Source organism: Streptomyces sp. NPDC016677 (assembly GCF_055562815.1).
Genome location: NZ_JBVHEO010000017.1, coordinates 121170 through 145495, shown reverse-complemented (window position 1 = coordinate 145495; position 24326 = coordinate 121170). Strand labels below are relative to the sequence as shown.

Sequence of the window (24326 nt, the reverse complement as noted above, 5' to 3'; positions counted from 1 at the left end):
ACGTCCTGAGCAGCCGGAACGGCGACCGGGCGGGGCGGGGTGCGGGCGGAGGGTGGAGATCACAAGGCGCCGGGCCGCAGCAGGCCGCCCGGCCCCGGACCGAGGAGCCAGCCCCCATGTCCCACGCGAAGAAGTCCCTCTCCCGTCGTGCCCGGATCGCCACCGGTGCCACCGTGCTCGCCGCAGTCGCCGCCACCGCCTTCGGGGCGGTCGCCGCGAACGCCGCCGCGCCGGCCGCCGCGCCCGCCGCGAGTGCCGTGAAGTCCGGGACGACCACCACCGTCACCCGGCTGACCGTGGACGCCGCCGCCGAGGCCGCGCAGGCCGCGCTTGACGCCGCCGAGAAGGAGGGCCAGAAGGTGACCGTCGCCGTCGTCGACCGGGACGGCGACACCGTGGTCACCCTGCGCGGCGACGGCGCCGGCCCGCAGTCCTACGAGTCGGCCGAGCGCAAGGCGTACACCGCCGTCTCCTGGAACGCGGCCACCTCCGAGCTGGTCAAGCGCCTGGAGTCGGCGCCGAACCTGAAGGACATCCCGGGCACCCTGTTCCTGGCCGGCGGTGTCCCGGTCACCGCGAAGAGCGCGCCGGTCGCGGGCATCGGCGTGGCGGGCGCCCCCTCCGGCGACCTGGACGAGAAGTACGCCCGAGCGGGCGCCGCGGCGCTCGGCCGCTGACACCCGCCCGGGACGGTCTCCGTCCGGTGGTCCCTCCGGTGGTCCCTCCGGTGGTCCCTCACCTCGGGTCGCCGTTGAACCTGGCGGCCGACCAGAAGTAGCCGAGGACCGCCAGGCCCAGGCACCAGCCCAGTGCCAGCCAGCCGTTGTGCCCGATCTCCGTGCCCAGGAGCAGGCCGCGCAGGGTCTCGATGGCCGGGGTGAACGGCTGGTACTCGGCGATCGGGCGGAACCAGCCCGGCATCGACTCCAGCGGGACGAAGGCGCTGGAGAGGAGGGGCAGCAGGATCAGCGGCATCGCGTTGTTGCTCGCCGCCTCGGCGTTGGGGCTGACCAGGCCCATGCCGACCGCGATCCAGGTCAGCGCCAGGGCGAAGAGGACGAGCAGGCCGAGGGCGGCCAGCCACTCCAGGGCGGTGGCGTCGGTGGCGCGGAAGCCGATGGCCACGGCGACCGCGCCGACCAGCACCACGCTGGCCACCGACTGGAGCACGCTGCCGACGACGTGCCCGACGAGGACCGAGCCGCGGTGGATGGCCATGGTGCGGAAGCGGGCGATGATGCCCTCGGTCATGTCGTTGGAGACGGAGACCGCCGTGCCGATCGTGGTGGAGCCGATGGTCATCAGCAGCAGGCCGGGGACCAGGTAGGCGATGTAGGCGGAGCGGTCCGCCTGCCCGCCGCCGATGCCGGCGCTCATCACGTCGCCGAAGACGTAGACGAAGAGCAGCAGCAGCATGATCGGGGTGAGGAGGAGGTTCAGGGTGAGGGAGGGGTAGCGGCGGGCGTGCAGCAGGTTGCGGCGCAGCATCGTGGACGAGTCGCGCAGGACCAGGCTCAGGGGGGTGCTCATCGGACGGTCTCCTTGGCCGCGTCGGTGGTGGTGCCGGTGAGGGCGAAGAACACGTCGTCGAGGTCGGGGGTGTGCACGGTGAGTTCGTCGGCCTCGATGCCGGCCGTGTCCAGCCGGCCGAGGATCGCGCGCAGCTCCCGCTGGCTGCCGTCACTGGCCAGCCGCAGCGCCAGCGCGTCGTCGTCGCGGGTGCTGTCGCGCAGGGTGCCGGCGGCCCGGCCGTAGGCGACCGGGTCGGAGAAGCGGAGCCGTACGTGGCCGCCGGGGATCTGTCGTTTCAGTTCGTCGGCGGTGCCCTCGGCGGCGATCCGGCCGTTGTTCAGCACCGCGATGCGGTCGGCGAGCTGGTCGGCCTCCTCCAGGTACTGGGTGGTGAGGAAGACGGTGACGCCGCCGGTGACGAGTTCGCGGATGATCTGCCACATGCCGTGCCGGGCGCGCGGGTCGAGGCCGGTGGTGGGCTCGTCGAGGAAGATGATCCGCGGGTTCCCGACGAGGGTCATGGCGATGTCCAGGCGGCGCTTCATGCCGCCGGAGTAGGTCGAGGCGGGCTTCTTCGCCGCGTCCGTCAGGTCGAACCGTTCCAGCAGTTCCCCCGCGACCCGTCGGCCCTCCGCCTTCGGCAGGTGGTGCAGGTCGGCCATGAGGAGCATGTTCTCCTCGCCGGTGATCAGCCCGTCCACGGCGGAGAACTGTCCGGTGACCCCGATCGCGGCCCGCACCGCCTGCGGCTCGGCGGCCAGATCGTGCCCGCCGACCCGCAGCTCGCCGGCGTCGGCGGTGACGAGGGTGGAGAGGATCTTGACGGCGGTGGTCTTGCCGGCGCCGTTCGGGCCGAGCAGGGCGAAGACGGTGCCCTCGGCGACGGTGAGGTCGATGCCGTCGAGGACGGTCTGGTCTCCGTAGGACTTGCGCAGTCCACGGGCCTGGATGGCCATGCTGGTCATGTCGGGGTCCCCCCAGTGGTGAGTCGGCCGGATCAGAGGCTGGTGGCGGTGATGTCGCCGTGGCCGGTGGTGGCGTGGATGGTCAGGCCGGCGGCGGCGCCGTCGGTGTTGCGCAGGGCGTTGTGGACGCGGCCGTAGCCGGTGCCGGCGTCCAGCGAGGCGGAGACGTCCCGGGCGGCGCCCACCTCGATGGCGCCCGACCCGGTGTGCAGCGTGACCGTGCCGCGCACGGCCTCGGTGACGCGGAGGTCGCCCCGCTGGGTGCTGATCTCGGCGGGACCGCCGAGGCGGCCGACGGTGACGTCGCCGTCGAGGACGGTGAGGCGGGCGCTCGCGGTCTCGTCGAGCTTGACCGGGCCCCGCGCGCCCTCGATGGTGACGTCGCCGAGCCGTCCGACGCCCCGGAACTCGGCGGCGGCGGCCGTCGCCTCGACGTGGGAGCCGGTGGGCAGCCGGACGGTCACCTCGACGGCGCCGGAGGGGCCGAGGACGCGGTTCGCCCGGTTCTTCGCCGGGGCGGCCGCGATGCGCAGGACACCGTCGCCGTACTCGACCGTGGTCTCCTCGGCCGCCTTCACGTCGCGGCCCTTCGAGGCGTCCGCCGGGAGGACCTCGACCGTGGTGTCGGCGCGGTCGGCGGCGATGAAGCGGATGCGGCCCGCGGGGATGTCCAGGACGGCGGAGACCGGGGCGGGGGTGGCGAACGTCTGCATGGTGCTCTCCTTCGGTGCGTTCCTTGTTTCCGACATGAGAAAAGCTACGTTGCGTTCATGGATCGCGCAATCGATTCGTTGCACATGTCCGCTGTTTGCGCTGGTCATAGCAGCTATTTCATTGCAACGAGTGCGCTAGTAACGCAACGACAGCCCTCCCTGGTCGTTGCAATGGGGTGCAGGTGAAGCTATGGTGGGGCGCACCACGGAGCACGAAGGAGACGCCCGATGCCGGGAGGCAGGCTCACTCAGCAGGAACGCCAGCAGATCGCGCTGGGGCTGGCCGACGGCCTCGCCTACGCCGAGATCGCCCGGCGTCTGGACCGGCCGACCTCGACCGTCACCCGTGAGGTGATGCGCAACGGCGGCCCCACCGGCTACCGCGCCGACCTGGCCCACCGCGCCACCGAGCACCGCACCCAGCGGCGCCGGCGGGCCGCGCCCCGGGGGACGGAGGCGGCGCCGCAGCCGCACGGGCGGGACGGCGAGGCGGTGCGCGCGTACGAGGAGATGTTCACCACCGTCCTCATGCAGGCGGGCACGCCCAAGATGATGGCGCGGGTGCAGGCCGCCCTCTACATGACCGACACCGGCAGCCTCACCGCGGCCGAGCTGGTCCAGCGGCTCGGGGTCAGCCCGGCGTCCGTCTCCAAGGCGATCACGTTCCTGGAGAGCCAGGGCCTGGTGCGCCGGGAGAAGGACGAGCGGCGCCGGGACCGTTATGTCGTGGACGACGACATCTGGTATCAGGCGATGATCGCCAGCGCCCGGTCGCTCGTCCAGGTCATCGAGGTCTCACGGCAGGGCGTCGGCGTCCTGGGCCCCGGCACCCCGGCCGCCGTGCGCCTGGAGAACATCGCCCGCTTCCTCGACTTCGTCGGCGAGAGCATCACCCGCGCCGCCGAGCAGGGCCGGGAGGTGCTCCACACCAAGCCCGCCGGCACCCCCTGACCGGCCGATTCCCGCGAGCCGTCCACCCGCCTGCTCCCCATAGGCTCACGACGTGCGCACACCCCGCCCCCGCCCCCTCGTGGCCGCCGTCCTCTCCCTCACCGCGCTCACCGCGTGCGGCGGGGTGGACGGCGGGCCCGGCGGCAGCGGTGTGCGCGACCCGTATTTCCCCAAGGCGGGCAACGGCGGCTACGACGTCACCCACTACGGCCTCGACCTCGCCTACGCCCCCGACGACCACCGCCTCACCGGTACCGCGACGGTCACCGCGCGGGCGACCGGGGACCTGTCGGCGTTCAACCTCGACCTCGACGGGCTGCGGGTCGGCACGGTCGAGGTCGACGGCCGGGACGCCCGCTTCCAGCGCGCCGGGCAGGAGCTGACCGTCCGGCCGCCGGAGGAACTGGACGACGGCGACACCTTCCGGGTGACCGTGCGCTACGACGGCGAGCCGGAGACGATCACCGACCCCGACGGTTCGAAGGAGGGCTGGCTGCGCACCGCCGACGGCGCGCTGGCGCTGGGCCAGCCCGTGGGGTCGATGGCGTGGTTCCCGGGCAACCACCACCCCTCGGACAAGGCGGCCTACGACATCACGGTGACCGTGCCCGAGGGGCTGCGCGCCGTCTCCAACGGCGAACCGGCCGGCGAGCGGACCGCGAACGGGCGGACCACCTCCACCTGGCGGACCACCGAGCCGATGGCGAGCTACCTCGCCACCGTGGCCATCGGCGAGTGGCGCGTCGACCGCTCCCGCACCGAGGACGGACTGCCGGTGTTGACGGCCGTCGACCCGACGCAGGCGGCGGCGAGCGAGGACGTGCTGAAGCGGGTCCCCGAGGTCCTCGACTGGGCCGGCGACCTCTTCGGCCCGTACCCGTTCTCCTCCGCCGGCGCGATCGTCGACCGTCCGTCCGACGTCACCTACGCCCTGGAGACCCAGAACCGGCCCGTCTTCCCCGGCGCCCCCGGCATCGTCCTGCTCGTCCACGAACTCGCCCACCAGTGGTACGGCGACTCCGTCACCCCGAAGACCTGGCGGGACATGTGGCTCAACGAGGGTTTCGCGACGTACGCGGAGTGGCTGTGGCAGGAGGACCACGGCGGCGACACGGCGCAGGAGACCTTCGACGCGCTGTACACCGGGCGCTACTTCGCCGGTACGGAGGCCGATGCCGCGATCTGGGCGTTCCCGCCCGCCGATCCGCCGGACGCGGCGCGCGTCTCCGGCGCCCCCGTCTACCAGCGCGGCGCGATGGTCCTGCACAAGATCCGGCAGCGGGCCGGCGACACCGCCTTCCGCGCCCTGCTGCGCGGCTGGGCATCGGCGTACCGGCACGGCAACGCGGACACCGACGACTTCACGGCGTACGTGGGGCGACGGCTGCCGGACGAGGACTTCACGGAGATCTGGGAGGAGTGGCTGTACGGGGACGGGAAGCCGGAACGGCCGTGACCGGCGACGCCGCGCGCCGTGACACCATCAGGGCGTGCTCGACATCGGCTACGCCCTCTCCCCCCGCTTCCCCGACCCGCCGCAGACCGACTACCGGCGGGCGGATGTGCGCGCGCTGCGGCACGACCTGTTCAGCGGGGACGTGTACCTCGCCGACACCGAGGCCGACCGGGAGATCTCCACAGCCTGGGGATGGGTGCCGGTGCTGGACTTCGCCTGGGCGCTGTGCGACATCGTGGAGCGGATCGACCGGGACCCGGCGGGCTCCCGGGCGGCCCGGCCGCAGCGGGCGGAGCTGGACTTCACCGAGTCCAGCGACCGACTGCTGTTCGAACGCCGGTTCGGCTGGGTCGACATCGAGGCGGAGTGGCTGCCGGTGAGCGAACCCCCGCTGTCCTTCTCCCACGCCGCACTGCGCCGGGAGGCCCGGGACTTCCTGCACGACCTGATCGCCGACCTGACCGACATGCACGAGGACCTGGCGGACAATCCGGCCGTCTGGACCCTTCAGGCCCGCTTCCCCCGTATCTAGGGGCCGGTGGACGCCCAGGGCCGCCGGTCCCCCCTTCCCCCCCTCGCACGCCCCTACGCCACCACCCGCACCCCCAGTTCCGCCGCCAGCACCGGCGCCAGGTCCAGCAGCTGGGCGGGGCTGATCACCGCGCCGGAGAGCCGGTCCACGCCCCGGGCGATCTCCAGCGGCTCGGCGCCGCGCAGGTCGACGTCGACGAGGACGGCGGCGCTGAAGTCGGCCTCCTTCAGGGCGCAGCCCACGAACTCGACCCGCTCCAGGCGGGCACCGCCGAAGTCGGGCTCGACCAGCACACAGCCCTCGAAGACGACGTCCTTGAGCCGTGCCCGGCGCAGGTTCAGGAAGTCGATCTTGCCACCGCGGATCAGCACCCGCTCCAGCACCGCCCCGTGCAGTTGCGTCCCGCCGAGCCGGGCGTCGAACAGCTCGACGTCGCGCAGGGTGGCCCCGGAGAGGTCGGTGCCGACCCCGCGTACGCCGGTGAGGACCGAGTCCAGCAGCCGCGCGCTGCGCAGCGACGTCCCGTCCAGCGCGCAGCCGGTCAGGGCGCAGTCCATGAAGCGGGCGCCCGCGCCGTCCTGCCCGGCGAGGTCGGCGTCCCGCACGTCCAGTCCGTCGTAGTCGCCGTCCGGTTCCAGTCCCCCGCCGTCGTACTCCGCCAGCGCCGGCAGCCGTACGCCGGGCCGCCGCGCCGCCCTCACCTTCGTCCCCGCACCGTCCGCCGCTCTTCTCGCCATGCCCCCATGCTGCACCCGGCCACTGACAACGCCCTGTCACATCCGCGGCGCCCCGGGCGTCGTAAGGGAGAGGAAACGGGAACAGAAGGAGAACCGGACCGAGCCGAGGGAGTACCCCGCATGCACCGCATCACCATCGTCGGCGGCGGCTTCGCCGGGCTGACCGCGGCCATCTCCGCCGCCGAGGCCGGCGCCCGGGTCACCGTGCACGAGGCCCACCACACCCTCGGCGGCCGGGCCCGGACCGCCGAGGGGCCGTACCGGACCAACGAGGGCCCGCACGCCCTCTACAACGGCGGCCCGCACTGGACCTGGCTGCGCAAGCGCGACCTCATCGGGCCGCTCGCGCCCATCCCGCCGCTGGAAGGGGCCCGGCTCCGGTTCCGGCACCGGGGCGCGCTGCGCCGTACCCCGCCCCTCGCGCTGCTGAGGCTGCTGCGGCGGCGCGCGGGCCGGGCCCCCGTCGACGTGGACTTCCTGACCTGGGCGACCGGTGTCGTCGGGGAGGACGGGGCGCGGGCCGCCGCCCACTACTGCGCGGTCGCGCTCTTCCACCACGACCCCGGCTCGCTGTCCGCCGCGTTCGTACGGGAACGGCTGCGGCGGGCCGCCAAGCTGCCGCCCGAGGCGCACTACCCGCGCGGGGGCTGGTCCGCGCTGATCGACCGGATGGCCGCCCGCGCCTGGGACCTCGGGGTACGGATCGAGACCGGCTCCCGCGTCGACGCCCTCCCGGAGGACCACGCGGTCGTCGTCGCCACCTCCCTCGACGCCGCCCGACGGCTGCTCGGGGACGAGGCGCTGACCTGGCCGAGCGGGGGCGCCGCCCTGGTCGACATCGCCGTACGGACGCGGCGCGGGGACGCGTTCGCGGTGTCCGACCTGGACGCGCCGGGGTGGATCGAGCGGTTCACCGCCCAGGACCGGACGCTGGCGCCGGCGGGCGAGCAGCTGATCCAGGGGCAGTTCCCGATCGCGCCGGACGAGCCGAAGGCGGCCGGGGTCGCGCGGGCGGAGGAACTGCTCGACCTGGGGTTCCCGGGGTGGCGGGAGCGGGTCACCTGGCGGCGGGAGGCCGTGGCGCGGGGCCGTACCGGCGCGGTCGACCCGCCCGGCAGCACCTGGCGGGACCGGCCCGCCGTCGACCGCGGCGACGGGGTGTACCTGGCGGGCGACCAGGTGGCGGCGCCGGGGCTGCTGTCGGAGGTGTCCTTCAACAGCGCGCTGACGGCGGTGTCGCTGGCGCTCGGGCTGCGGGAGCTTGACCTCAAGCACGCTTGAGGACGTTGGCTGGGGCACGACACGGCTTCGCACCGCAGCGAGGGGACCCCATGCACGCCATCCGTCTGCACGCCTTCGGCCCGGCCGAGAACCTCACCTACGAGCGGGTTCCGGACCCCGAGCCGGGTCCCGGCCAGGTCAGGATCGCCGTACGCGCCGCGGGCGTCCATCTGCTGGACACCGCCCTGCGCGAGGGCGAGCGGGGCCCGGCACCCGCCCTGCCCGTACTGCCCACCGTGCCCGGCCGCGAGGTCGCGGGCGTGGTCGACGCGGTGGGGGACGGGGTGGCGGCGGAGTGGGTGGGCAGGCGGGTCGTCGCGCACCTCGGGTTCGCGCCCGGCGGGTACGCCGAGCTGGCCGTGGCCGACGCGAACCGCCCGCACGAGATCCCGGACCGGCTGGACTTCGCCGAGGCCGTCGCCATGATCGGCACGGGCCGTACGGCGATGGGGATCGTGCGGTTCGCCGAGCTGGGCCCGGAGTCGGTGGCCGTGATCCCGGCCGCCGCGGGCGGCATCGGCACCCTGCTCACCCAGTACGCGCGGCACGCCGGCGCCACGGTGATCGGACTGGCGGGCGGCCCGGAGAAGGTGGCCCGGGTGGCGGCGAACGGCGCCTCGCTCGCCGTCGACTACACGCTGCCCCACTGGCCCGCCGAGGTCCGCTCCCACCTCGGCGGCCGGGCGGCCACCGTGGTCTTCGACGGGGTCGGCGGCGACGTGGCCCGCGAGGCGGTCGCGCTGCTCGGGCCGGGCGGCAGGCACCTCGTCTTCGGCTGGTCCGGGGAGGGGATACGCGACGGCGGGCCCTACCTCGTCGAAGGGGTCTCCGAGCAGGTGCTGGGCCCGGCGATGCTGGCGCGGGCGGGCGGTCCCGACCCGGTGCGCACCCTGGAACTGCACGCCCTCGCCGAGGCCGCCGAAGGGCGGCTGCGCCCGACCGTCCAGCGGTTCCCGCTCGCCGAGGCCGCCGCGGCGCACCGGGCGCTGGAGACGCGGGGGACGGTGGGGAAGGTGGTTCTGGAACCCTGACCCACGCCGCCGGCGCCTGGGTGCGGAACGCCCCGATCCATGGTGTCCTGTCCGGGTGACTCCCGCCCGGACAGGTGAGGAAGCCGTCCGCTCGGCCACCGGTGCCCGGCGCTGGTGGGCCCTGGTCGTGATCGCGCTGGCCCAGCTGATGGTCGTCCTCGACGCGACGATCGTGAACATCGCGCTGCCCTCCGCCCAGCGCGACCTGGGCATGTCGGACGGCAACCGGCAATGGGTGATCACCGCCTACACCCTCGCCTTCGGCGGGCTGCTGCTGCTCGGCGGGCGGATCTCCGACCTCGCCGGCCGCAAGCGGAGCTTTGTGACCGGGCTGATCGGGTTCGCGGTCGCCTCGGCGATCGGCGGTGCGGCCGGCGGCCCGGGGATGCTCTTCGCGGCCCGCGCCCTCCAGGGCGTCTTCGCCGCCGTCCTGGCCCCCTCCGCGCTGTCGCTGCTGACGACGACGTTCACCGATCCCGGGGAACGCGGCAAGGCGTTCGGCATCTACGGGGCGCTGGCGGGCAGCGGCTCCGCGATCGGCTTCATCGTCGGCGGGGTGCTCACCGAGTACCTGAACTGGCGCTGGTGCCTGTACGTCAACATCCCCATCGCCGCCGTGGCCGTACCGGGCGCCCTCGCCCTCCTCCACGACCGGCCCCCCGGGCGCGCGGACGCCCGGCTCGACGTCCCCGGCGCGCTGCTGGGCTGCGGGGGCCTGGTGGCGCTGGTCCACGGCTTCAGCGAGGCGGAGGCGCGGGGCTGGACCGACGCGCTGGTGCTGGCGCTGTTCGCCGCCGCCGTCGTACTCCTCGTGGCGTTCGTGCTGTGGCAGACCCGGGCGCCGAGCCCGCTGCTGCCGCTGCACATCGTGCGGGACCGCGACCGCGCGGGCTGCTTCCTGACGATGGCGCTCGCGGTCATCGGCATGTTCGGCCTGTTCCTCTTCATGACGTACTACCTCCAGGTCGTCCTGGGCTACTCGCCGCTGAAGACCGGGCTGGCGTTCCTGCCGCTGACCGCGGCGATCATCGTCGGGTCCACGCAGATCTCCGCGAGGCTGCTCCAGCGCGTGCCGCCGCGGGCGCTGATGGTGCCGGGGATGATCCTGGCGGCGGGCGGGATGGTGATCCTGACGCGGATCACCGTGCGCTCGGAGTACGCCGCCGAGGTCCTGCCGGCGCTGGTCCTGATGGGGCTCGGCATGGGCCTGACCTTCATGCCGGTGTTCGCGACCGCCACGGCGGGGATCGCCGCGCGGGACGCCGGGGTGACGTCGGCGACGGTGAACACCGCGCAGCAGGTGGGGGGTTCGATCGGGACGGCCCTGCTCAACACCATCGCCACGACCAGCAGCGCGTCGTACGTCGCGGCGCACCTGACCGGTCCCTCGCGGCGGGAGGCGGTGCTGCGGGAGGGGATCGTGCACGGCTACACGGTGGCCATCTGGGTGGCGGCCGGGGTGATGCTGCTGGCGGGGGTGGTCGCGGGGGTGCTGGTGACGGCGCGGGCGCCCCGGCACGGTGCTCCGGCCGGCCCGGCGGCAGCGGAACGGACGGCCGACGGACGCCCCCGGCGGTAACCTCACCCCGTGTTCCGCGTTCCGGACGCTTTCGCCGCCTCACAGGTCCGATGGCACGGACAGGCCGGGCGGGCCTTCCTCGACGCCTTGCCCGCGCTGGTGGCCGGCCGGCTGGACCGGTGGGGGCTCCGGGTCGACGGCCCCCCGATGCACGGGGCCGTCGCGCTCGCGCTGCCCGTCGTGCGACGGGCGGACGGGGTGCCGGCCGTGCTGAAGCTCCAGGTCGTCGACGAGGAGACCGAGGGGGAGCCGGTCGCCCTGCGGGCCTGGGGCGGGCACGGGGCGGTACGGCTGCTGGAGCACGACCCGGGCAGCGGCGCGCTGCTGCTGGAGCGGCTGGACGCCGCCCGCACGCTCGGCCGGGTCGCGGACTCCCGGGCGGCCGTCCTCGTCGTCGCCCGGCTGCTGGACCGGCTGACGGCGTTCCCCGCGCCGTCCGGGCTGCGGCGGCTCGGGGACATCGCGCGGGGCATGCTGGAGCGGACGCCCCACGTCCTCACCCGCGTCCCCGATCCGCGGCTGCGCCGGCTCATCGGCGACTGCGCCGCCGCCGTACGCGAGGTCGTGGACGAGCCCGGGGACCGGCTGCTGCACTGGGACCTGCACTACGGGAACGTCCTCGGCGCCGGCCGGGAGGACTGGATCGCCATCGACCCCAAGCCGCTGGCCGGCGACCCGGGTTTCGAGCTGCTGCCCGCGCTCGTCGACCGCTTCGACCCCGGCGAGGTGCGGTGGCGGTTCGACGCGCTGACCGGCGTACTGGGCCTGGACCGGGAACGGGCGCGGGCCTGGACGCTGGGCCGGGTGCTGCAGACCGTCCTGTGGGAGGTGGCGGGCGGGCAGCCGCCGGGGGCCGAGCGGCTGGAGGTCGCCCGTCTGGTGCGCCGTCGTCCGGGCGTCGCCGGGGGCGGGCGGACGGACGGAGGGGGATGACCACTGCCGGGTTCAGTCCCGGCGTCCCCGGCCCTGACCCTGGCACTGGGGTTCGAGCACCGCGCGCAGTTCCACCCGGCGGCGTATCCGCAGCTTGCGGTAGGCGCTGGTGAGGTGGGTCTCCACGGTGCGGCGGGCCAGGTGCAGCAGGTCGGCTATCTCCGCGTTGGTCCGGCCGTCCGCCGCCAGTTCCGCTATCCGGCGTTCGCTGCCGGTCAGGGCGTCGCTGCCGGTGCGGTCGGTGCCGGTCCGGCGGGCGCCGCCGTCGCGCAGGGCCGCCCAGGCCAGGGCGCGCAGCCTGAGGGCTCCCTTGTCCTCGGCGCGTTCGGCGGCCTCCCGCAGCAGGGTGCGGGCGCGGACCCGTTCGCCCGCGTCGATGAGCTGGCGGCCCCGGGCGAGCAGCGCCTCGGCCAGCTCCATGCCGGTGTCGGCCGGCGCGTCCCGCAGGACCCGTACCGCCTCCTCGGTCAGTTCCAGGCCGTGCCGCCCGCCGGTCGCGGTGCCCAGTACCCGCAGCGCCCGGCCCACCGTGCGGGGCGTGTTCCACACCCGGGCCAGGCGCAGTTCCTCCGTGGCGATGTCCAGCGCCTCCCGGGTGCGGCCCAGGGCGATCCGGCACTCGGCGACCGCCGTGCGCCACGGGGTGACGACGGGGCTGAACACCTCGCGGGCCGACTGGCGGCGTCCGCACTCCAGGAAGTCGTGGAGGGCACCCGTGTGGTCGCCGGTGGCGGCCCGCAGCGCGCCGCGCGCGTACAGGAACCGGTTCAGCTCCCAGGAGCCGGGCTCGTCCCGCAGGTCGAAGCCGTCGGCGAAGCGGCGCGCCTCCTCCAGGCGGTCGGTGTGCACGAGGGCCAGCAGGGCGTGCGCGTCGGTGTTGAGGGGGGCGCCGCGGGCCCACGGGGCGCGCCGCGCGGTGCCGTCGGTGAGGTGGGCGAGCAGCGCCGCGTGGTCGCCGCGGGCGGCGGCGATGTCGGCGCGGGTGTCGAGCAGGGCGTGCCGCATCGGGTGCAGCAGGGACAGGCGCTGTCCGGCCAGGCCGCGTTCCACCAGCTGTTCGGCCTCGTCGAGTTCGTCGGCCCACTGGGCGACGGTGGCGGCGGTGCCCAGCAGGAACGGTTCGGAGAGCGGGTCGCCGGGTTCCGCGAGCAGCTCCCGTACCCGCTTCATCGCCTCGTCGGCGGAGATCCGCCCGGCCGTCGCCTCGTACCGGACGAGCAGGGCCCGCCCGGCGGTGCCGGCCGTCTCCGGGGAGCGGGCGGCGGCCTCGCTCAGCAGGCGGTACGCGTCCTGGCGGCGCGCGGGGTCGTGGTCGGACAGCAGCACGGAGGCGGTCCGCACGGTACGGGCCAGGCCGGGGTGCCCGGTGAGGTGGCCCTCGGTGCGGCGCAGTACGCCCAGGGCGGTACCGGTTTCGCCGCGGCCGGCCAGGGCGGTGCCCAGGGCGATGGCGGTGCGTGCCCGGTCGCGGGGGGCGGCCGGCAGGTGCAGGGCCTCGCCGAGGCGGGCGATGGCCGAGGCGGTGTCGGCGGCGGCGTACTCCAGGGAGCCCAGCTCGGTCAGCATGCGCTGGCGCAGGTCGTCGGCGACCGGCTCCTCCAGGGCCCGGCGCAGATAGGCGACGGCGTCCTCGGGGCGGGACTCGTCGACGGCGGCGGTCACCGCGTCCCGCAGCACGCGCAGCGCCCAGGGCAGGCCGACGGCCGGGGTGCGCACCAGGTGCCGGGCGACCGCCTCGACCCGGCCGCCGCGGCGCAGCATCGCCTCCGCCGCCACCCGGTGGGCCCGTTCCCGCCGCGCGGTGGGCCAGCCGGTGAGCACGGCGTCGCGCAGCAGCGGGTGGGCGTAGCGGGGGCGTCCGGCGGGGTCGGGGCGCAGCAGGCCGAGCCGGGTCATCGCGGTGAGCCAGCCCGCGACCCGGGCCGGGTCGGTGCCGGTCGCCTCGGCGAGCAGGCCCGCCGGGTCCTCGGTGGTCTCCGTCGTCCAGGCCTGTTCCAGGGTGGCCAGCGCCCGGGCCACCTCGGCGGTGGCCGTCCCGGCGTTCTCCAGCCACCAGGAGACGGCGGCCGGGTAGGCGCCCGGATACAGCGCGGCGCAGCTGTCCGGCACGGGCTGCGGCACCTGCCGGGCGGGGACGGCGCCGGGACCGACGGCGACCGCCTCCCCGGCCGCGGCACGCCGGACACCGGCCGACGGAGCCCCCGCGGCCCAGGCCCCGCCCACACCGGCCGACGGAGCCCCCGCGGCCCAGGCCCCGCCCACACCGGCCGACGACGACTCCCCCGCCGCGATCCCCCGCACACCGGCCGACGACGACTCTCCCGCCACCGCCCCGCACACACAGGCCGACGACGACTCTCCGGCCACCGCCCCGCACACACAGGCCGACGACGACTCTCCGGCCACCGCCCCGCACACACAGGCCGACGGCAACTCGCCGGCCACCGCCCCCTGAGGGCCGGCCGGCGGCAGCCCCCCGGACGCCGTACCGCCCAGGTCGTCCAGGAGGGCGCGCAGCAGCAGCGGGCTGCCCGCGCCGGCGTGGACGCACTCCGCCGTCCAGTCGGGGCCGGCCGCCGGGAACGCGGCACGCGCCAGCGCCGCCGCGGCGACGTCGCCGAGCGGGGCGAGGGTGTGGACGCTGACCAGGGAGGAGGGCAGGGCGTGCGTGAGTCCGGGCGGGCCCGGTTCCACGTCGTACTGACTGCGTTCGGTGGCGACCAGCAGGATCGGTAAACGGCCGACCCGGCGGGCCGCCTCCACCAGCCAGCGCCGGGAGGCGGAGTCGGCCAGGTGGACGTCGTCGACGGTGACCATCACCGGGGACTCGGCGGCGTACGCGCACAGGCACCGCCACAGCCGGACGGCGGTCTCCCGGTCGTCACGGCCGGGGTCCGGTTCCGCGAAGTCCGGTACGTAGCTGAGGCATTCGCGGACCGCCGAGAAGGGTATGTCGCTGTCCTGCGGGGAACAGTGCACTCGTAGCACCTTCAGTCCGCGGGCCTCGGCGTGCTCGGCCGCGGCCTCCAGGACGGCGGTGCGGCCGGTGCCGGTGGCGCCGCGCAGCAGGACGAGGCGGCCGTTGCCGGCGCGGGCGCGCTCGGTCGCGGCCGCGATCAGCGCGTGCGCGTCGTCGCGTTCGCACAGCGGTCGGAACATGGCTGCCTCCCGGGGTGGACGGTGCGCCTCGGCCTGTAGGACGGAGTGGAGTGGTTCGGGTTGCGTGGCCGCCGCATCGCCGTAGTGATGCTCACCACGGTGCGCGTCCGGCGGCCCGGAGACCGCCGGACGGCCGCGAACACCGCTGACCTGCGGTGACGTTGGCCTTTCCGGAGCGACTCCGAGAGTTTGCGGGCTGGTCTCGTGGTGTACCTCGTGGTGCTCCACGATTGCGTGCGTCACGGCAGACACAGAAATCTGGAGCATGCCCATCCGCCTCCGCCCCTCACCGGACGTGCGGACACGTGAACTTGGGGGAAACGGTTGCTCAACTCACCCCGGACCACAGACACCGGCCGCACGGCCGGCACCGGGCGCAGGACACCCGTGTCGGTCACCGCTCCGGACCCGATCAGCCGCGAGGGCGCGATCAGCCAGCTGCGCCGGCACCCGGAGATCGAGCTGCGCGAGGAGACCGGCCCCGGCACGGTCGCCCTGCTGATCGAGGACGCGCTCGACGACGCCGGGCTCACCCGGCTGCGCCGGCTCGTGCGCAGCGAGGGCGCCCACGCCGTGCTCGTGGTGGGCACGATCCGCGAGAACGAACTGCTGGACGTCATCGAGTGCGGCGTCGGGGCCATCGTCTGGCGCCGGGAGGCCACCGACCACCGTCTCGTACAGGCAGTGCTCGCTGCCTCCAGGGGCGACGGCGATCTGCCCTCGGATCTGCTCGGCCGGCTCATCAACCAGGTCGGCACGCTGCACCGGGGAGCGGCGGGCCGGGCCGGCTCGCCCGCCCTGGGCCTCGCGGCGCGCGAGGTCGACGTACTGCGGCTGGTGGCCGAGGGACTCGACACCGGTGAGATCGCCAGCAAGTTGTCCTACTCCGAACGCACGGTCAAGAACGTGATGCACGGCCTGACCACACGCCTGCATCTGCGCAACCGGGCGCACGCCGTGGCCTATGCCCTCAGGGAAGGCTACATCTGACCGAACGGGCAACCGAAGGCGGACTCCCGGGCAGCATCCGCTGCCCGGTCCCCGTCCCCGCCGCGCGTGCGGTACGGGCGGCCCGCCGGGCACCATCGAGTCCGGCGACCGGGTGACGGAACGGCACAGCGAGCGGGCGAGGCAGGAGCACGACGGTGATCCACGAGGTGGACGAGGTCCTCAAGGACCTGCTCGGTAGTGGGACACTGGCCGGTTCCGGCATCGACGTGTCCTTTGACGCCCCGACCCGTGACTGGGCGGCCCGGCGCAACGGACCGGGCCTCAACGCCTATCTGTACGACATCCGCGAGGACCTCTCCCGGCGCCACCGCGGCCAGATCCCCGTGCACGACGAGAACGACATCGTGATCAAGCGCCGTACGCCGGTCCGCTGGTTCCGGCTGGCCTATCTGGTCACCGCCTGGACCAAGCAGCCGCGCGACGAACACCGGCTGCTGTCCGCGGTGATGGCCACCCTGATCCCGCGCGAGACGATCCTCCCCGCTCAGCTGCCCGGTTCGCTGGGCGAGCTGGGCCTGACGGTCCAGGTGGTGCTGGCCGGTCACCAGACGGAGGCCCGTTCGCTGGCCGAGATCTGGTCCGCGCTCGGCGGCGAGCTGAAGCCGTCCCTGGACGTCGTGATCACCGCGCCCTTCCCGGCCTTCCGCGAGTACGACGCCGGACCGCCGGTCACCGAGGGCGCGGCGGTGCGGGTCCGGGCCTACGACAGCGGAGAAGCCGACTGGGCCGACCGTACCGAGCGCCTCACGGACGAACGGGCCCACCGGCCGCGGCAGGTCACGATGGCCAAACGGGCGCGGCGCACCCGGCACATCGCGGAACAGGACGACGAACGGTCATGACCCTCCCCACCCCGCCGGCCTCCCCCACCCCGGCCGCTCTGCTGGACCGGCTCGCCCGGCTGCGGGAACGGGTGGCCGCGCTGGTCGAGCACCGCGCGGCGGCCGACCCCACGGCCGACGACCCGCTGCGCGGCCTGTACCTCTCCGAGGACGCGGTACGGCACCTGCTGGCCCGCCCCGCCGGTCTCGGCCCGGCCCCGGCGGCAGCCGCGCCGGCCACCCCCGACGCCCCCGGCCCGGCCCCGGCGGCGGCCCCGCCGCTCCAGCGGGCCGCGCCCGGCGACCCGCTGGACGCGCTGGCCGCCCGGCTCGGGCTCACCGACACGGACGCCGCCGTCCTGCTCATCGCCCTCGCCCCGGACCTGGACCGCTCCTTCGAGTCGCTGTACGGCTACCTCAACGACGACGTCAGCCGCCGCCGCGCCACCGTCGCCCTCGCCCTGGAGCTGTGCGGGCTGCCGGTGCACGACGCGGCGGCCCGGGCCCGGCTGCACCCCTCGGCGCCGCTGACCGCGCTCGGCCTGCTGGTGCTGGAGGAGCCCGAACGCCCCTTCCTCAGCCGGTCCCTGCGGGTCCCCGACCGGCTGGCGTCCCATCTGCTGGGCGACGACACCCCGGACGCCGCGCTCGCCGGGCACATCCGCCCCCTGACGTCGCCCGTCGTGCCGTACGACGACGAGGGCGAGGACGGCGCCGAGGCACCGGACGCCGTGTTCGTGCGCCGGCTGGCCGCGCTGCTCGCCGACGCCCCGCTGACCGCCTACGTCCGGGAACGCCGCGAGGGCGACGGCCTGGCCTGCGTGGCCGCCGCCCTGCACGCCGCGGGCGTCCCGGCGCTGCACTTCACCGGCCCCGAGGACCACGTCCCCGACCTGCTGCGCGAGGCCCGGCTGACCGGCCGGGCAGTGGTCCTGACGGGGCTGCCGGAGAAGCCGGCGGCCCTGGTGCGTGCGCTGACCGCCGCCCCGGACGTCCCGGTCCTGATCGTCTCGCAGGGCCCCTACGACCCCCAGTGGTGCGAGCGGGACCCGCTGGTCCTGGAGGCGCCCGCCCGGCGCGCGGGCGCGGTGGACACCTGGTCGGCGGCGCTCGGCCCCGCCGACGGCACCGACCCCGGCCTGGACCTGGCGGCCACCGTCGCCCCGTACCACCTCGGCGGGGAGCGTGTGGTGCGCGCCGCCCGGGCCGCGCGGGCGCTCGCAGCGTTCGACGGCGCCCCGGTCGGCGCCGGCCACCTGCGCCTCGCCGCCCGCCAGCAGTCGGCCTCGGGCCTGGAACAGCACGCCCGGCGCATCCGCCCGGACGTGGACTGGGGGGACCTGGTACTGCCCGAGAGCCCCTTGACCCAGCTGCGCGAACTGGCGCTGCGCGCCCGCCACCGCGACCGGGTCCTCGGTGACTGGCGGCTCAGCGCGGGCGGCGGACGCGGCCGGGGCGTCCTCGGTCTGTTCGCGGGCGAGTCCGGCACCGGCAAGACCCTGTCGGCGGAGGTCGTCGCGGCCGACCTCGGCCTGGACCTCTACGTCGTCCAGCTCTCCTCGGTCGTGGACAAGTACGTCGGCGAGACCGAGAAGAACCTGGAGCGGATCTTCTCCGAGGCCGACCGGACCGACGCCGTGCTCCTCTTCGACGAGGCGGACGCGGTCTTCGGCAAGCGCGGCGAGGTCAAGGACGCGCACGACAAGTACGCCAACATGGAGAGCGCCTACCTGCTCCAGCGCCTGGAGGCGTTCGACGGGATCGCGCTGCTCACCACCAACCTGCGGGCCAACATCGACGAGGCGTTCACCCGCCGGCTCGACCTGGTCGTCGACTTCCCGTTCCCGGACCCCGAGCAGCGGCTCGCGCTGTGGCGGCACGGGCTGAAGCACGTACCGACCGTCGAGAACATCGACGTGGCCCCGCTGGCCAAGGAGTTCGAGCTGGCGGGCGGTTCGATCCGCAGCGCCGTGGTGACCGCCGCCTACCTCGCCGCCGGGCGCGGCTCCGCGGTGACGGCGGCCGACCTGCTGGAAGGCGCCCGCCGCGAGTACCGCAAGGCGGGGCGCCTGGTGCCCGGCGAGGGAGCCTGGTGACTCACCCGTCCGACGGGTTGACGATCTTCCATTCCTCGTCACCGATGTTGGTGCACTCGGAGATGTCCAGCTTGGCGAAGAGGCCGCCTCCGGTGCCCTCCACGGCGAGGCACAGGTTGTCGCTGGCGACGTTGCGGATCCAGTAGTCGCCGCTGTCCTGCTTCTCGACCCACCACAGCTGGTTGTCGGTGTTGTCGACGCTGTCGCAGGTGAACTCGGTGACCGGCGTGCCGGCGCCGGCCGGCCCGTGGTCCGGCAGGTCCATGCAGTACTGGTCCTTGGTGTTGCGGATCTGGAAGAGCGGCGTCCCGCCGGGGCCGTCCTTCGGGTACAGCACTTCCAGGTTCCACATCTGGTTGTCCTGGTCGCCCGCGGCGCACACGGCCTGCTGGGTGGGCCCGTCGGTCGTTCCCTCTTCCCGTCCGGGAAGTTCGGCGCACATGTCGCTGGTGGTGTTGCGCAGCATGATGTTCTGCGCGGGCACGACACTCGCCTCCGTCTCCTCGGTCTTCTTCTCACCGCCGCCACCGCCACCGCCGCCGCCACCGTCGCCCGTGTCCTGCGACTCCCCGGACTCCGGCTGCCCGGCTCCCGCCTCGGGCGACTCGGCCGGCACACTGGGAGCGGCCAGCTCCTGGGTCGCACTCGGAGACGGAGCCAGCGCGATACCGGCCTCATCGGTCAACTCCGTGGCAGCCGTACGCACCTGTGGCTTGTAGGCGATCCAGATCAGCACGAACGCGATCGCCAGAGCCAGGAAGACACTCAGGAAAGTCGCCAGCCAGCGCGGCAGGAAACCCCGCTGGACGAACGTGCCGGGAACCTCCAGCGGATCCACGCCCGAGCGCTGGAGGGTGAGCGCGTACGGCCGGTCCTCCTTCGACCCGAACCAGGTGATCTGCTTGGGCCGCAGCGTCCCCTTCACGAACGCCGCACGCCCCGGCTCGATCTGCACGTTCGCCGGGTGCAGGTCATAGGAGAGGTGATCGCCCTGGTCGGTGCCGGCGATCGACGCCGTCACCTTCGTATTGCCCAGGTTGTCCACCGCGAGCCGCGGCTTGCCCCGGAACCGCCCCTTCACCGTCGTCGGCACCAACTCGGCCCGCACCTCGGTGAACGGAGTGATCGTCACGTTCCCCTCGGGAACCGTCACCGCGTCCGGGTGCTCCGTCGGCGTGATCCGCACCCCGTACGGGTTCGGACCCGCCACCGCGTCGGGGGTGCGGGGCGGGGAGAAGGTGAGTTCCACCGTCCCCGTCGTCCCCGGGTACAGACGCATCGTCGGCGGCTCGATCACCGTCCACGGAGCCAGGTCCCCGACCGGCTCGAACCGGTACTCATCGACCACGTCACCCGTGTTGCGCACCCGCAGCCGTACGCGCGTACTGCTGCCGGGGTCCACGGTGGCGGAAGCGGGCTCAAGAGAGGTCCAAAGGCTCACACTACGACGATACGGAGTCGTACCGGCGTACGGAGGGGACTGCCGGGCAGATCCGCTTGCCCCAGCGGCCCTCCGGGATGCACGGCGGTTCCGGTCGCACGGCGCGGCGGACCGTTTTTCGAGCCGGAGCTCGGGAGGTGCCGGCCGTCGCTGCGGGCGGCGGTCTCCCTCACCGCGGTGGTCGCGGTCCGCTCCGGCTCCTCGGCCCTCTTCTCCCCGCCGCCGTCCCCGCCACCGGCGCAGCGGCCGCACGCACCTGCGGCTCGTAGGCGATCCAGATCAGCACGAACGCGATCGCCGGGGCCAGGAGACCGGATGGTCTGCTCGGGCCGCGGCGTCACCTTGCCGTCACCTTCGTATCGCCCAGGTCGTCCACCGCGAACCGCGGCTTGCCCCGGAACCGCCCCTTCACCGTCGTCGGCACCGATTCGGCCCGAACCTCGGTGAAAGGAGTGGCTCCGGGGCAGCTTGGACTGCCTGTCGGGGCAGTGACGTCTACGGGAGGAAACCCCGGGCCAGCTGCGCGCCGACCTGCGCGGCCTCGATCTCCTCGGAGTGGTCCGGACTGGAGACGGACTCGCCGAACCCGTTGTCGGTGCCGGCCACCGCGCCCTGGGACTGCTGCCAGATGTGGTGGGTCTCGTGGTAGAAGTTCTCGTCACTCGTGGTCGAGCGCTGGAGGACGATGTGCTCGCCCGTGGTGTAGGCCTCCGCCTGCTGGTTCCTCGCGGACTCCTGCGCCACCGGGTTGTCATGCACCTTGACGTGCCCGAAGCTCGTCCCGTACACCTGCTCCGCGGTGCGCTGGATGTGCGACGGCAGCGACCTGTAGGGCGTGTTGATCGCGTCGTTCACCGACACCCGCGGCCCCTCGAAGTCAGGTGCTCCCGGGTCCACCCTGCGCTGCACGTCCTGCTCCGGGTCCGCGTGGCCGCACCCGGGGCCGTGCTCGTGCCGGGACCGCTGGACGGCCCGGGTCACCGCCGCGTTCCCGGCCAGCCGCTGGAGGGACAGCATCCGGGCTGCGGTACCGCCCGGGCCGCCGGGACGACCGGCCGTGCTCTGCTCGCCGGCCTGTCGGGCGGGCTGTGTTCCGTGTGCGCGCACGACGCTCCTTGGGGGATGCTGTATCCGGCACGTAGATAGGGCTGCTACAGGTCTACCCCCGCGGCATCCCCTGCCGCAACGGCCATGAGGGCAGCCGTCGGGGCAGGGTTCACCGGCGCCGGCCCGCTCAGGAGGCGAGCTGCTTGGCGATCGACCCTTCCCACTCCTTCTGCAAGTCGGGATCGTTGAGCGACGCCTCCCACTCCTTCTCCTTCTGCTTGTGCTGGTCGGGGCCGCACTTGAGTTCCCTGAGCATGTCGCGCGTCAGATCGCGGATGTCCTGGGGAACGTGCCGGCTCGCCGGGACGGCCGGCCCGGCCGCGAGCGCGTAGAACTCCTGCGCCATGCGCTGACGCTCACCCTGCTCGATGGATTTCAGCACCTTCAGGAACTCCAGGACCGCGGCCCGCGACCGGAGGTCGCCGGTCTCGTCCACCGAGCCGCCCTGGGCGTTCTCTGCGCCCTGGGTGTCGTTCACGGTGCTCGGGGTGGTGGCCTCGGTGCTCTCGGTCTCGTCCTGCGCCAGAGTGGTCCGTGCCCACTTCTTGGGGTGCCGCATCACCTCGACACGCTTCCGGCCCTTCCGGCCTGCCTTCCAGGCGGCGATGAGACCCAGGGCTCCGGCTCCCAGACCCCCGACGATCGCCGGGGCGATACCGAGGGTGGCCCCGGAGAGGGCCGCGATCGACAGGGTGGCTCCCGCGATGCGCACCACGTTGCCGCCCAGGTTGGCCCCGCGCTTGAAGATCTTCCGGTTCTGCTTGCGCACCGCGTAGTCCTTGAGGAAGGCGAGGTGGGCCAGGAGCGTGCTCCGGTAGTCGTCGATCTCCCGTCTATGCACACCGATGGCCGCGATCGTCTCCTCGCTCGGGACCTCGTGCGGGACTGCCGTGTTCGCACTGTGCCGCGCGAGCTTCGCACTCGCCGCGCCCAGCCCGTGGAGCACCTCCTGGAGGTTCCCCGCGTGCGCGGGCTCCACGTTCTCCAGGCGTGCCTCCAGCTTCCGGCGCTTCTCGACGGCGTTGGCGATGGCCTTGCCGTCCCGGGCGGCGATGACCGTGGAGAACACCACGGTGGCATCGCTGGAGACGTGCCCGAGAGCCGCCAGCCCGCCCGTGGTGCCCCCGTTCCGCACCGCGTTGTCGACGATCTTCGACACGTCGCCGACCCCCATGGTGACGTTCGTGGCCGCGCCGGCGGACTTCCCCCGCACGTCCTTCCTCGCCTGATGGGAATCCGGTCCTGTTCCGCCGTGCTTCTTGAGCCCGGCCGCGAGCCCCTGGAGGTCCGTCGTGAGGTTGAAGCCGGTCGCCACGGCGTTCATGCCCGACTCGAACTGCCCCTGCTGCGCGGTCCCGACCAGTTTCGCGGTGTCGTGGTCCCGCGTGGCTTCGGTCCGGACGCCTCCTCCGACGGGCGAGGTGATGCGGAGGTTCAGCGTGTCGGGCACGTCGAGCACTCCCTTGATCTTGGCGGGGAGTTGCTTGATCCGTTCCCTCACGCCCTTCTTGCCGGTGTCGGGCCGCGCGGCCTCCTGCGACTGCGCGGCCTGTTCGGCCGCTTCGGCCGCCTCCTTCTTCGCCGTGGCCAGAGCCGTCCGTGCCGAGGTCTCGGTGTCTCCCGCCGCCAACTGCCGGCGCGCCGCGGCGGCCGCCCGGTGCTGCGCGTCCCGGGCCGCCCGCCAATGGCCCTCCGCCTGCGCACCGGCCGTGCGCGCCTTCTCCTCCGCCTCGGCCCGGGTCCTCTCGTGCTCCCTCCACGCGTCCCCGGCCCGCTCCGCCTTGCCCCGCGCCTCGGCCTCGACGGATGTCCGCGCCTTCAGCTCGCCTTCCGCCTCCTGACGCTGCCGCGTCGCGACCGCCAGTTTCTCGGTCCGCTCCCGCATCGTGGCATCGGCGCGTTCGGAGCGGCGGTGGGCGTCCGACAGGGCCTCGGCGCACTTCTTCACCGTGCTGTCGGCCTTCTCCCGCTCCTCGTCCGCGGTCCGGGCCATGTCCGTCCGCTGCGCCGCCGTCGCCTCGTCCTCGGCCGCCCGCGCCACGGCTTCTCGCGCTGCCACGTCAGCGGCCTGCGCCTCGGCCAGCGCCTGTCGCGCGGCCTGCTCGGCCTGCTTCCGCACCTCGGCCTCGGCCCGCGCCCGTTCCCGCACCTCGGCCTCGGCCCGCTCGGCCTTCCGCGCCAAGTCGTCGGCCTGCTCCTGACAGGTCTCCGCCTTCTCCTTGGCCTCGGCCGCGGCCTTCTCCGCCTCCTCGGCCTCCTTGCGGTACCTCTCCGCCTTCTCCTTGGCCTCGGTCGCCGCCTGCTCCGCCTCCTCGGCCTCGGCCTGGCACCTGCTCACCTCGGCCCTGGCCTCGTCGGCCCGCTGCCGCGCCGCCGCCTCCTGCTGGGCCGCGTCGGTCTCGGCGTCGTTCCGTGTCCGTACGTCGCGTTCGGCCTCCTCGCGCCGCTGCTGGGCGTCGTCGGCCTTCCGCGTCCACTCACGTTCCTCGTCGACGGCCTGGTCCCGCTTCCGCCTCGCGTCCTCGGCCTCGTTCCTCGACGTGGTGGCCCGGCCGTCGGCCTCGGTCGCCCGGCCACGCGCCGCGGCCGCCTCCGCGGTCCGGTCCCACACCTCGGCCTCGGCCTCCGCCCGCTCCCGTGCCGCGTCCGAGACGCCGGCCTTGAGCTGCTTCGCCTCTTCCGCGGAGCCCTTGTCCTCGGGGTTCTTGTTTCCCGCGTCCTTGTTTCCCGCGTCCTTGTTCTCGGAATCCTTCTTCCCAGAGCCCTTGTCCCCCGAGTTCTCGTCCCGAGCCTCCGAGGGCCCGGCCTGCCGGCTCGGGCCCGCGGTCTCCTCCTGCGTGGCGGTCGCGCGCTGGATCGCCCTGGCGACGGCCCTGTTCCCGGCGCTGGCCTGCAAGGAGGCGAGCGGGCGGTGCACCGCCCAGGGGCCGGGCCGTACCGGAACGGCCGGGTTCGTGCGACGAGCGTGCGGTTCGTACAAGCGGTCCGACACGGACAGCCC

At 74.2% G+C, this 24326-nt stretch carries 19 protein-coding genes; 11 read left to right on the top strand and 8 right to left on the bottom strand.

Going from position 1 to position 24326, the window contains the following annotated elements; translation table 11 throughout:
* Positions 1 to 116: 116 nt before the first annotated feature.
* Positions 117 to 677 (top strand): GlcG/HbpS family heme-binding protein, encoded by a 561-nt coding sequence (locus tag ACZ3IG_RS31390; protein WP_467436304.1) that lies wholly within the window; start codon positions 117 to 119, stop codon positions 675 to 677.
* A 58-nt stretch (positions 678 to 735) separates the two neighbouring features.
* On the opposite strand, the gene ACZ3IG_RS31385 is transcribed toward ACZ3IG_RS31390, so the two are convergent.
* From ACZ3IG_RS31385 to ACZ3IG_RS31375, 3 genes are read right to left on the bottom strand one after another with little or no spacing between them, the layout of a single operon-like run.
* A complete protein-coding gene (locus tag ACZ3IG_RS31385) occupies positions 736 to 1530 on the bottom strand; it encodes an ABC transporter permease (RefSeq protein ID WP_467436302.1) in 795 nt (264 codons plus the stop codon).
* Complete coding sequence (locus tag ACZ3IG_RS31380; RefSeq protein ID WP_467436301.1) at positions 1527 to 2477, bottom strand: ATP-binding cassette domain-containing protein; 951 nt, start codon at positions 2475 to 2477, stop codon at positions 1527 to 1529. Before ACZ3IG_RS31380 ends, ACZ3IG_RS31385 begins: the two co-directional genes overlap by 4 nt.
* 32 nt (positions 2478 to 2509) lie before the next feature.
* Positions 2510 to 3190 carry a DUF4097 family beta strand repeat-containing protein gene (locus tag ACZ3IG_RS31375; protein WP_467436299.1) on the bottom strand — a complete coding sequence of 227 codons (681 nt, stop codon included), beginning with the start codon at positions 3188 to 3190 and terminating at the stop codon, positions 2510 to 2512.
* Positions 3191 to 3418: 228 nt separating this feature from the next.
* Between ACZ3IG_RS31375 and ACZ3IG_RS31370 the strand changes: the two genes are divergently transcribed.
* Genes ACZ3IG_RS31370 through ACZ3IG_RS31360 form a run of 3 tightly spaced genes read left to right on the top strand, consistent with a single transcriptional unit; the run spans position 3419 to position 6129 of the window.
* The gene (locus ACZ3IG_RS31370) at positions 3419 to 4141 is read left to right on the top strand and encodes a GbsR/MarR family transcriptional regulator (RefSeq protein ID WP_467436298.1); all 723 of its coding nucleotides are present in this window, start codon (positions 3419 to 3421) and stop codon (positions 4139 to 4141) included.
* Between the two features lie 52 nt (positions 4142 to 4193).
* Positions 4194 to 5597 (top strand): M1 family metallopeptidase, encoded by a 1404-nt coding sequence (locus tag ACZ3IG_RS31365; protein ID WP_467436297.1) that lies wholly within the window; start codon positions 4194 to 4196, stop codon positions 5595 to 5597.
* Between the two features lie 34 nt (positions 5598 to 5631).
* Entirely contained in the window at positions 5632 to 6129 is a 498-nt protein-coding gene (locus ACZ3IG_RS31360; protein ID WP_467436295.1) for a hypothetical protein, read from the top strand.
* A 53-nt stretch (positions 6130 to 6182) separates the two neighbouring features.
* Here the strand turns inward: ACZ3IG_RS31360 and ACZ3IG_RS31355 are convergent, their stop codons facing one another.
* Positions 6183 to 6866 carry a pentapeptide repeat-containing protein gene (locus ACZ3IG_RS31355; RefSeq protein WP_467436294.1) on the bottom strand — a complete coding sequence of 228 codons (684 nt, stop codon included), beginning with the start codon at positions 6864 to 6866 and terminating at the stop codon, positions 6183 to 6185.
* A gap of 120 nt (positions 6867 to 6986) precedes the next feature.
* Between ACZ3IG_RS31355 and ACZ3IG_RS31350 the strand changes: the two genes are divergently transcribed.
* The 4 genes from ACZ3IG_RS31350 to ACZ3IG_RS31335 are packed head-to-tail and all read left to right on the top strand — an operon-like array spanning position 6987 to position 11690.
* A complete protein-coding gene (locus tag ACZ3IG_RS31350; RefSeq protein ID WP_467436292.1) occupies positions 6987 to 8147 on the top strand; it encodes an FAD-dependent oxidoreductase in 1161 nt (386 codons plus the stop codon).
* A 50-nt stretch (positions 8148 to 8197) separates the two neighbouring features.
* On the top strand, positions 8198 to 9178 hold the full coding sequence (locus ACZ3IG_RS31345) for a zinc-binding dehydrogenase (protein WP_467436291.1): 981 nt from the start codon (positions 8198 to 8200) through the stop codon (positions 9176 to 9178).
* Positions 9179 to 9233: 55 nt separating this feature from the next.
* Positions 9234 to 10757 (top strand): MFS transporter, encoded by a 1524-nt coding sequence (locus ACZ3IG_RS31340; protein ID WP_467436290.1) that lies wholly within the window; start codon positions 9234 to 9236, stop codon positions 10755 to 10757.
* Positions 10758 to 10766: 9 nt separating this feature from the next.
* Complete coding sequence (locus ACZ3IG_RS31335; protein ID WP_467436288.1) at positions 10767 to 11690, top strand: aminoglycoside phosphotransferase family protein; 924 nt, start codon at positions 10767 to 10769, stop codon at positions 11688 to 11690.
* Between the two features lie 12 nt (positions 11691 to 11702).
* Here the strand turns inward: ACZ3IG_RS31335 and ACZ3IG_RS31330 are convergent, their stop codons facing one another.
* Positions 11703 to 14849: a helix-turn-helix transcriptional regulator gene (locus ACZ3IG_RS31330; RefSeq protein WP_467436287.1), complete on the bottom strand. Its 3147-nt coding sequence runs from the start codon at positions 14847 to 14849 to the stop codon at positions 11703 to 11705.
* A 324-nt stretch (positions 14850 to 15173) separates the two neighbouring features.
* Here ACZ3IG_RS31330 and ACZ3IG_RS31325 point away from each other — a divergent pair, with 324 nt between their 5' ends.
* From ACZ3IG_RS31325 to ACZ3IG_RS31315, 3 genes are all read left to right on the top strand, one after another.
* Positions 15174 to 15839: a helix-turn-helix transcriptional regulator gene (locus tag ACZ3IG_RS31325; protein ID WP_467436285.1), complete on the top strand. Its 666-nt coding sequence runs from the start codon at positions 15174 to 15176 to the stop codon at positions 15837 to 15839.
* Positions 15840 to 15994: 155 nt separating this feature from the next.
* Positions 15995 to 16702 carry a Pvc16 family protein gene (locus ACZ3IG_RS31320; protein WP_467436284.1) on the top strand — a complete coding sequence of 236 codons (708 nt, stop codon included), beginning with the start codon at positions 15995 to 15997 and terminating at the stop codon, positions 16700 to 16702.
* Entirely contained in the window at positions 16699 to 18777 is a 2079-nt protein-coding gene (locus ACZ3IG_RS31315) for an AAA family ATPase (protein WP_467436282.1), read from the top strand. Before ACZ3IG_RS31320 ends, ACZ3IG_RS31315 begins: the two co-directional genes overlap by 4 nt.
* A gap of 1 nt (position 18778) precedes the next feature.
* On the opposite strand, the gene ACZ3IG_RS31310 is transcribed toward ACZ3IG_RS31315, so the two are convergent.
* The 3 genes from ACZ3IG_RS31310 to ACZ3IG_RS31300 form a co-directional block, all read right to left on the bottom strand.
* Positions 18779 to 20218 carry an RICIN domain-containing protein gene (locus ACZ3IG_RS31310; protein ID WP_467436281.1) on the bottom strand — a complete coding sequence of 480 codons (1440 nt, stop codon included), beginning with the start codon at positions 20216 to 20218 and terminating at the stop codon, positions 18779 to 18781.
* Between the two features lie 495 nt (positions 20219 to 20713).
* Positions 20714 to 21325, bottom strand: a complete 612-nt coding sequence (locus ACZ3IG_RS31305; RefSeq protein ID WP_467436280.1) for an eCIS core domain-containing protein — start codon at positions 21323 to 21325, stop codon at positions 20714 to 20716.
* 127 nt (positions 21326 to 21452) lie between these two features.
* The gene (locus ACZ3IG_RS31300) at positions 21453 to 24317 is read right to left on the bottom strand and encodes a hypothetical protein (RefSeq protein WP_467436278.1); all 2865 of its coding nucleotides are present in this window, start codon (positions 24315 to 24317) and stop codon (positions 21453 to 21455) included.
* Between the last annotated feature and the right edge of the window lie 9 nt (positions 24318 to 24326).

Coding starts and splice junctions, on each gene's coding strand:
- ACZ3IG_RS31390 (WP_467436304.1), top strand. CDS start 117: ATGTCCCACGCGAAGAAGTCCCTCTCCCGTCGTGCCCGGATCGCCACC.
- ACZ3IG_RS31385 (WP_467436302.1), bottom strand. CDS start 1,530: ATGAGCACCCCCCTGAGCCTGGTCCTGCGCGACTCGTCCACGATGCTG.
- ACZ3IG_RS31380 (WP_467436301.1), bottom strand. CDS start 2,477: ATGACCAGCATGGCCATCCAGGCCCGTGGACTGCGCAAGTCCTACGGA.
- ACZ3IG_RS31375 (WP_467436299.1), bottom strand. CDS start 3,190: ATGCAGACGTTCGCCACCCCCGCCCCGGTCTCCGCCGTCCTGGACATC.
- ACZ3IG_RS31370 (WP_467436298.1), top strand. CDS start 3,419: ATGCCGGGAGGCAGGCTCACTCAGCAGGAACGCCAGCAGATCGCGCTG.
- ACZ3IG_RS31355 (WP_467436294.1), bottom strand. CDS start 6,866: ATGGCGAGAAGAGCGGCGGACGGTGCGGGGACGAAGGTGAGGGCGGCG.
- ACZ3IG_RS31350 (WP_467436292.1), top strand. CDS start 6,987: ATGCACCGCATCACCATCGTCGGCGGCGGCTTCGCCGGGCTGACCGCG.
- ACZ3IG_RS31345 (WP_467436291.1), top strand. CDS start 8,198: ATGCACGCCATCCGTCTGCACGCCTTCGGCCCGGCCGAGAACCTCACC.
- ACZ3IG_RS31330 (WP_467436287.1), bottom strand. CDS start 14,849: ATGTTCCGACCGCTGTGCGAACGCGACGACGCGCACGCGCTGATCGCG.
- ACZ3IG_RS31315 (WP_467436282.1), top strand. CDS start 16,699: ATGACCCTCCCCACCCCGCCGGCCTCCCCCACCCCGGCCGCTCTGCTG.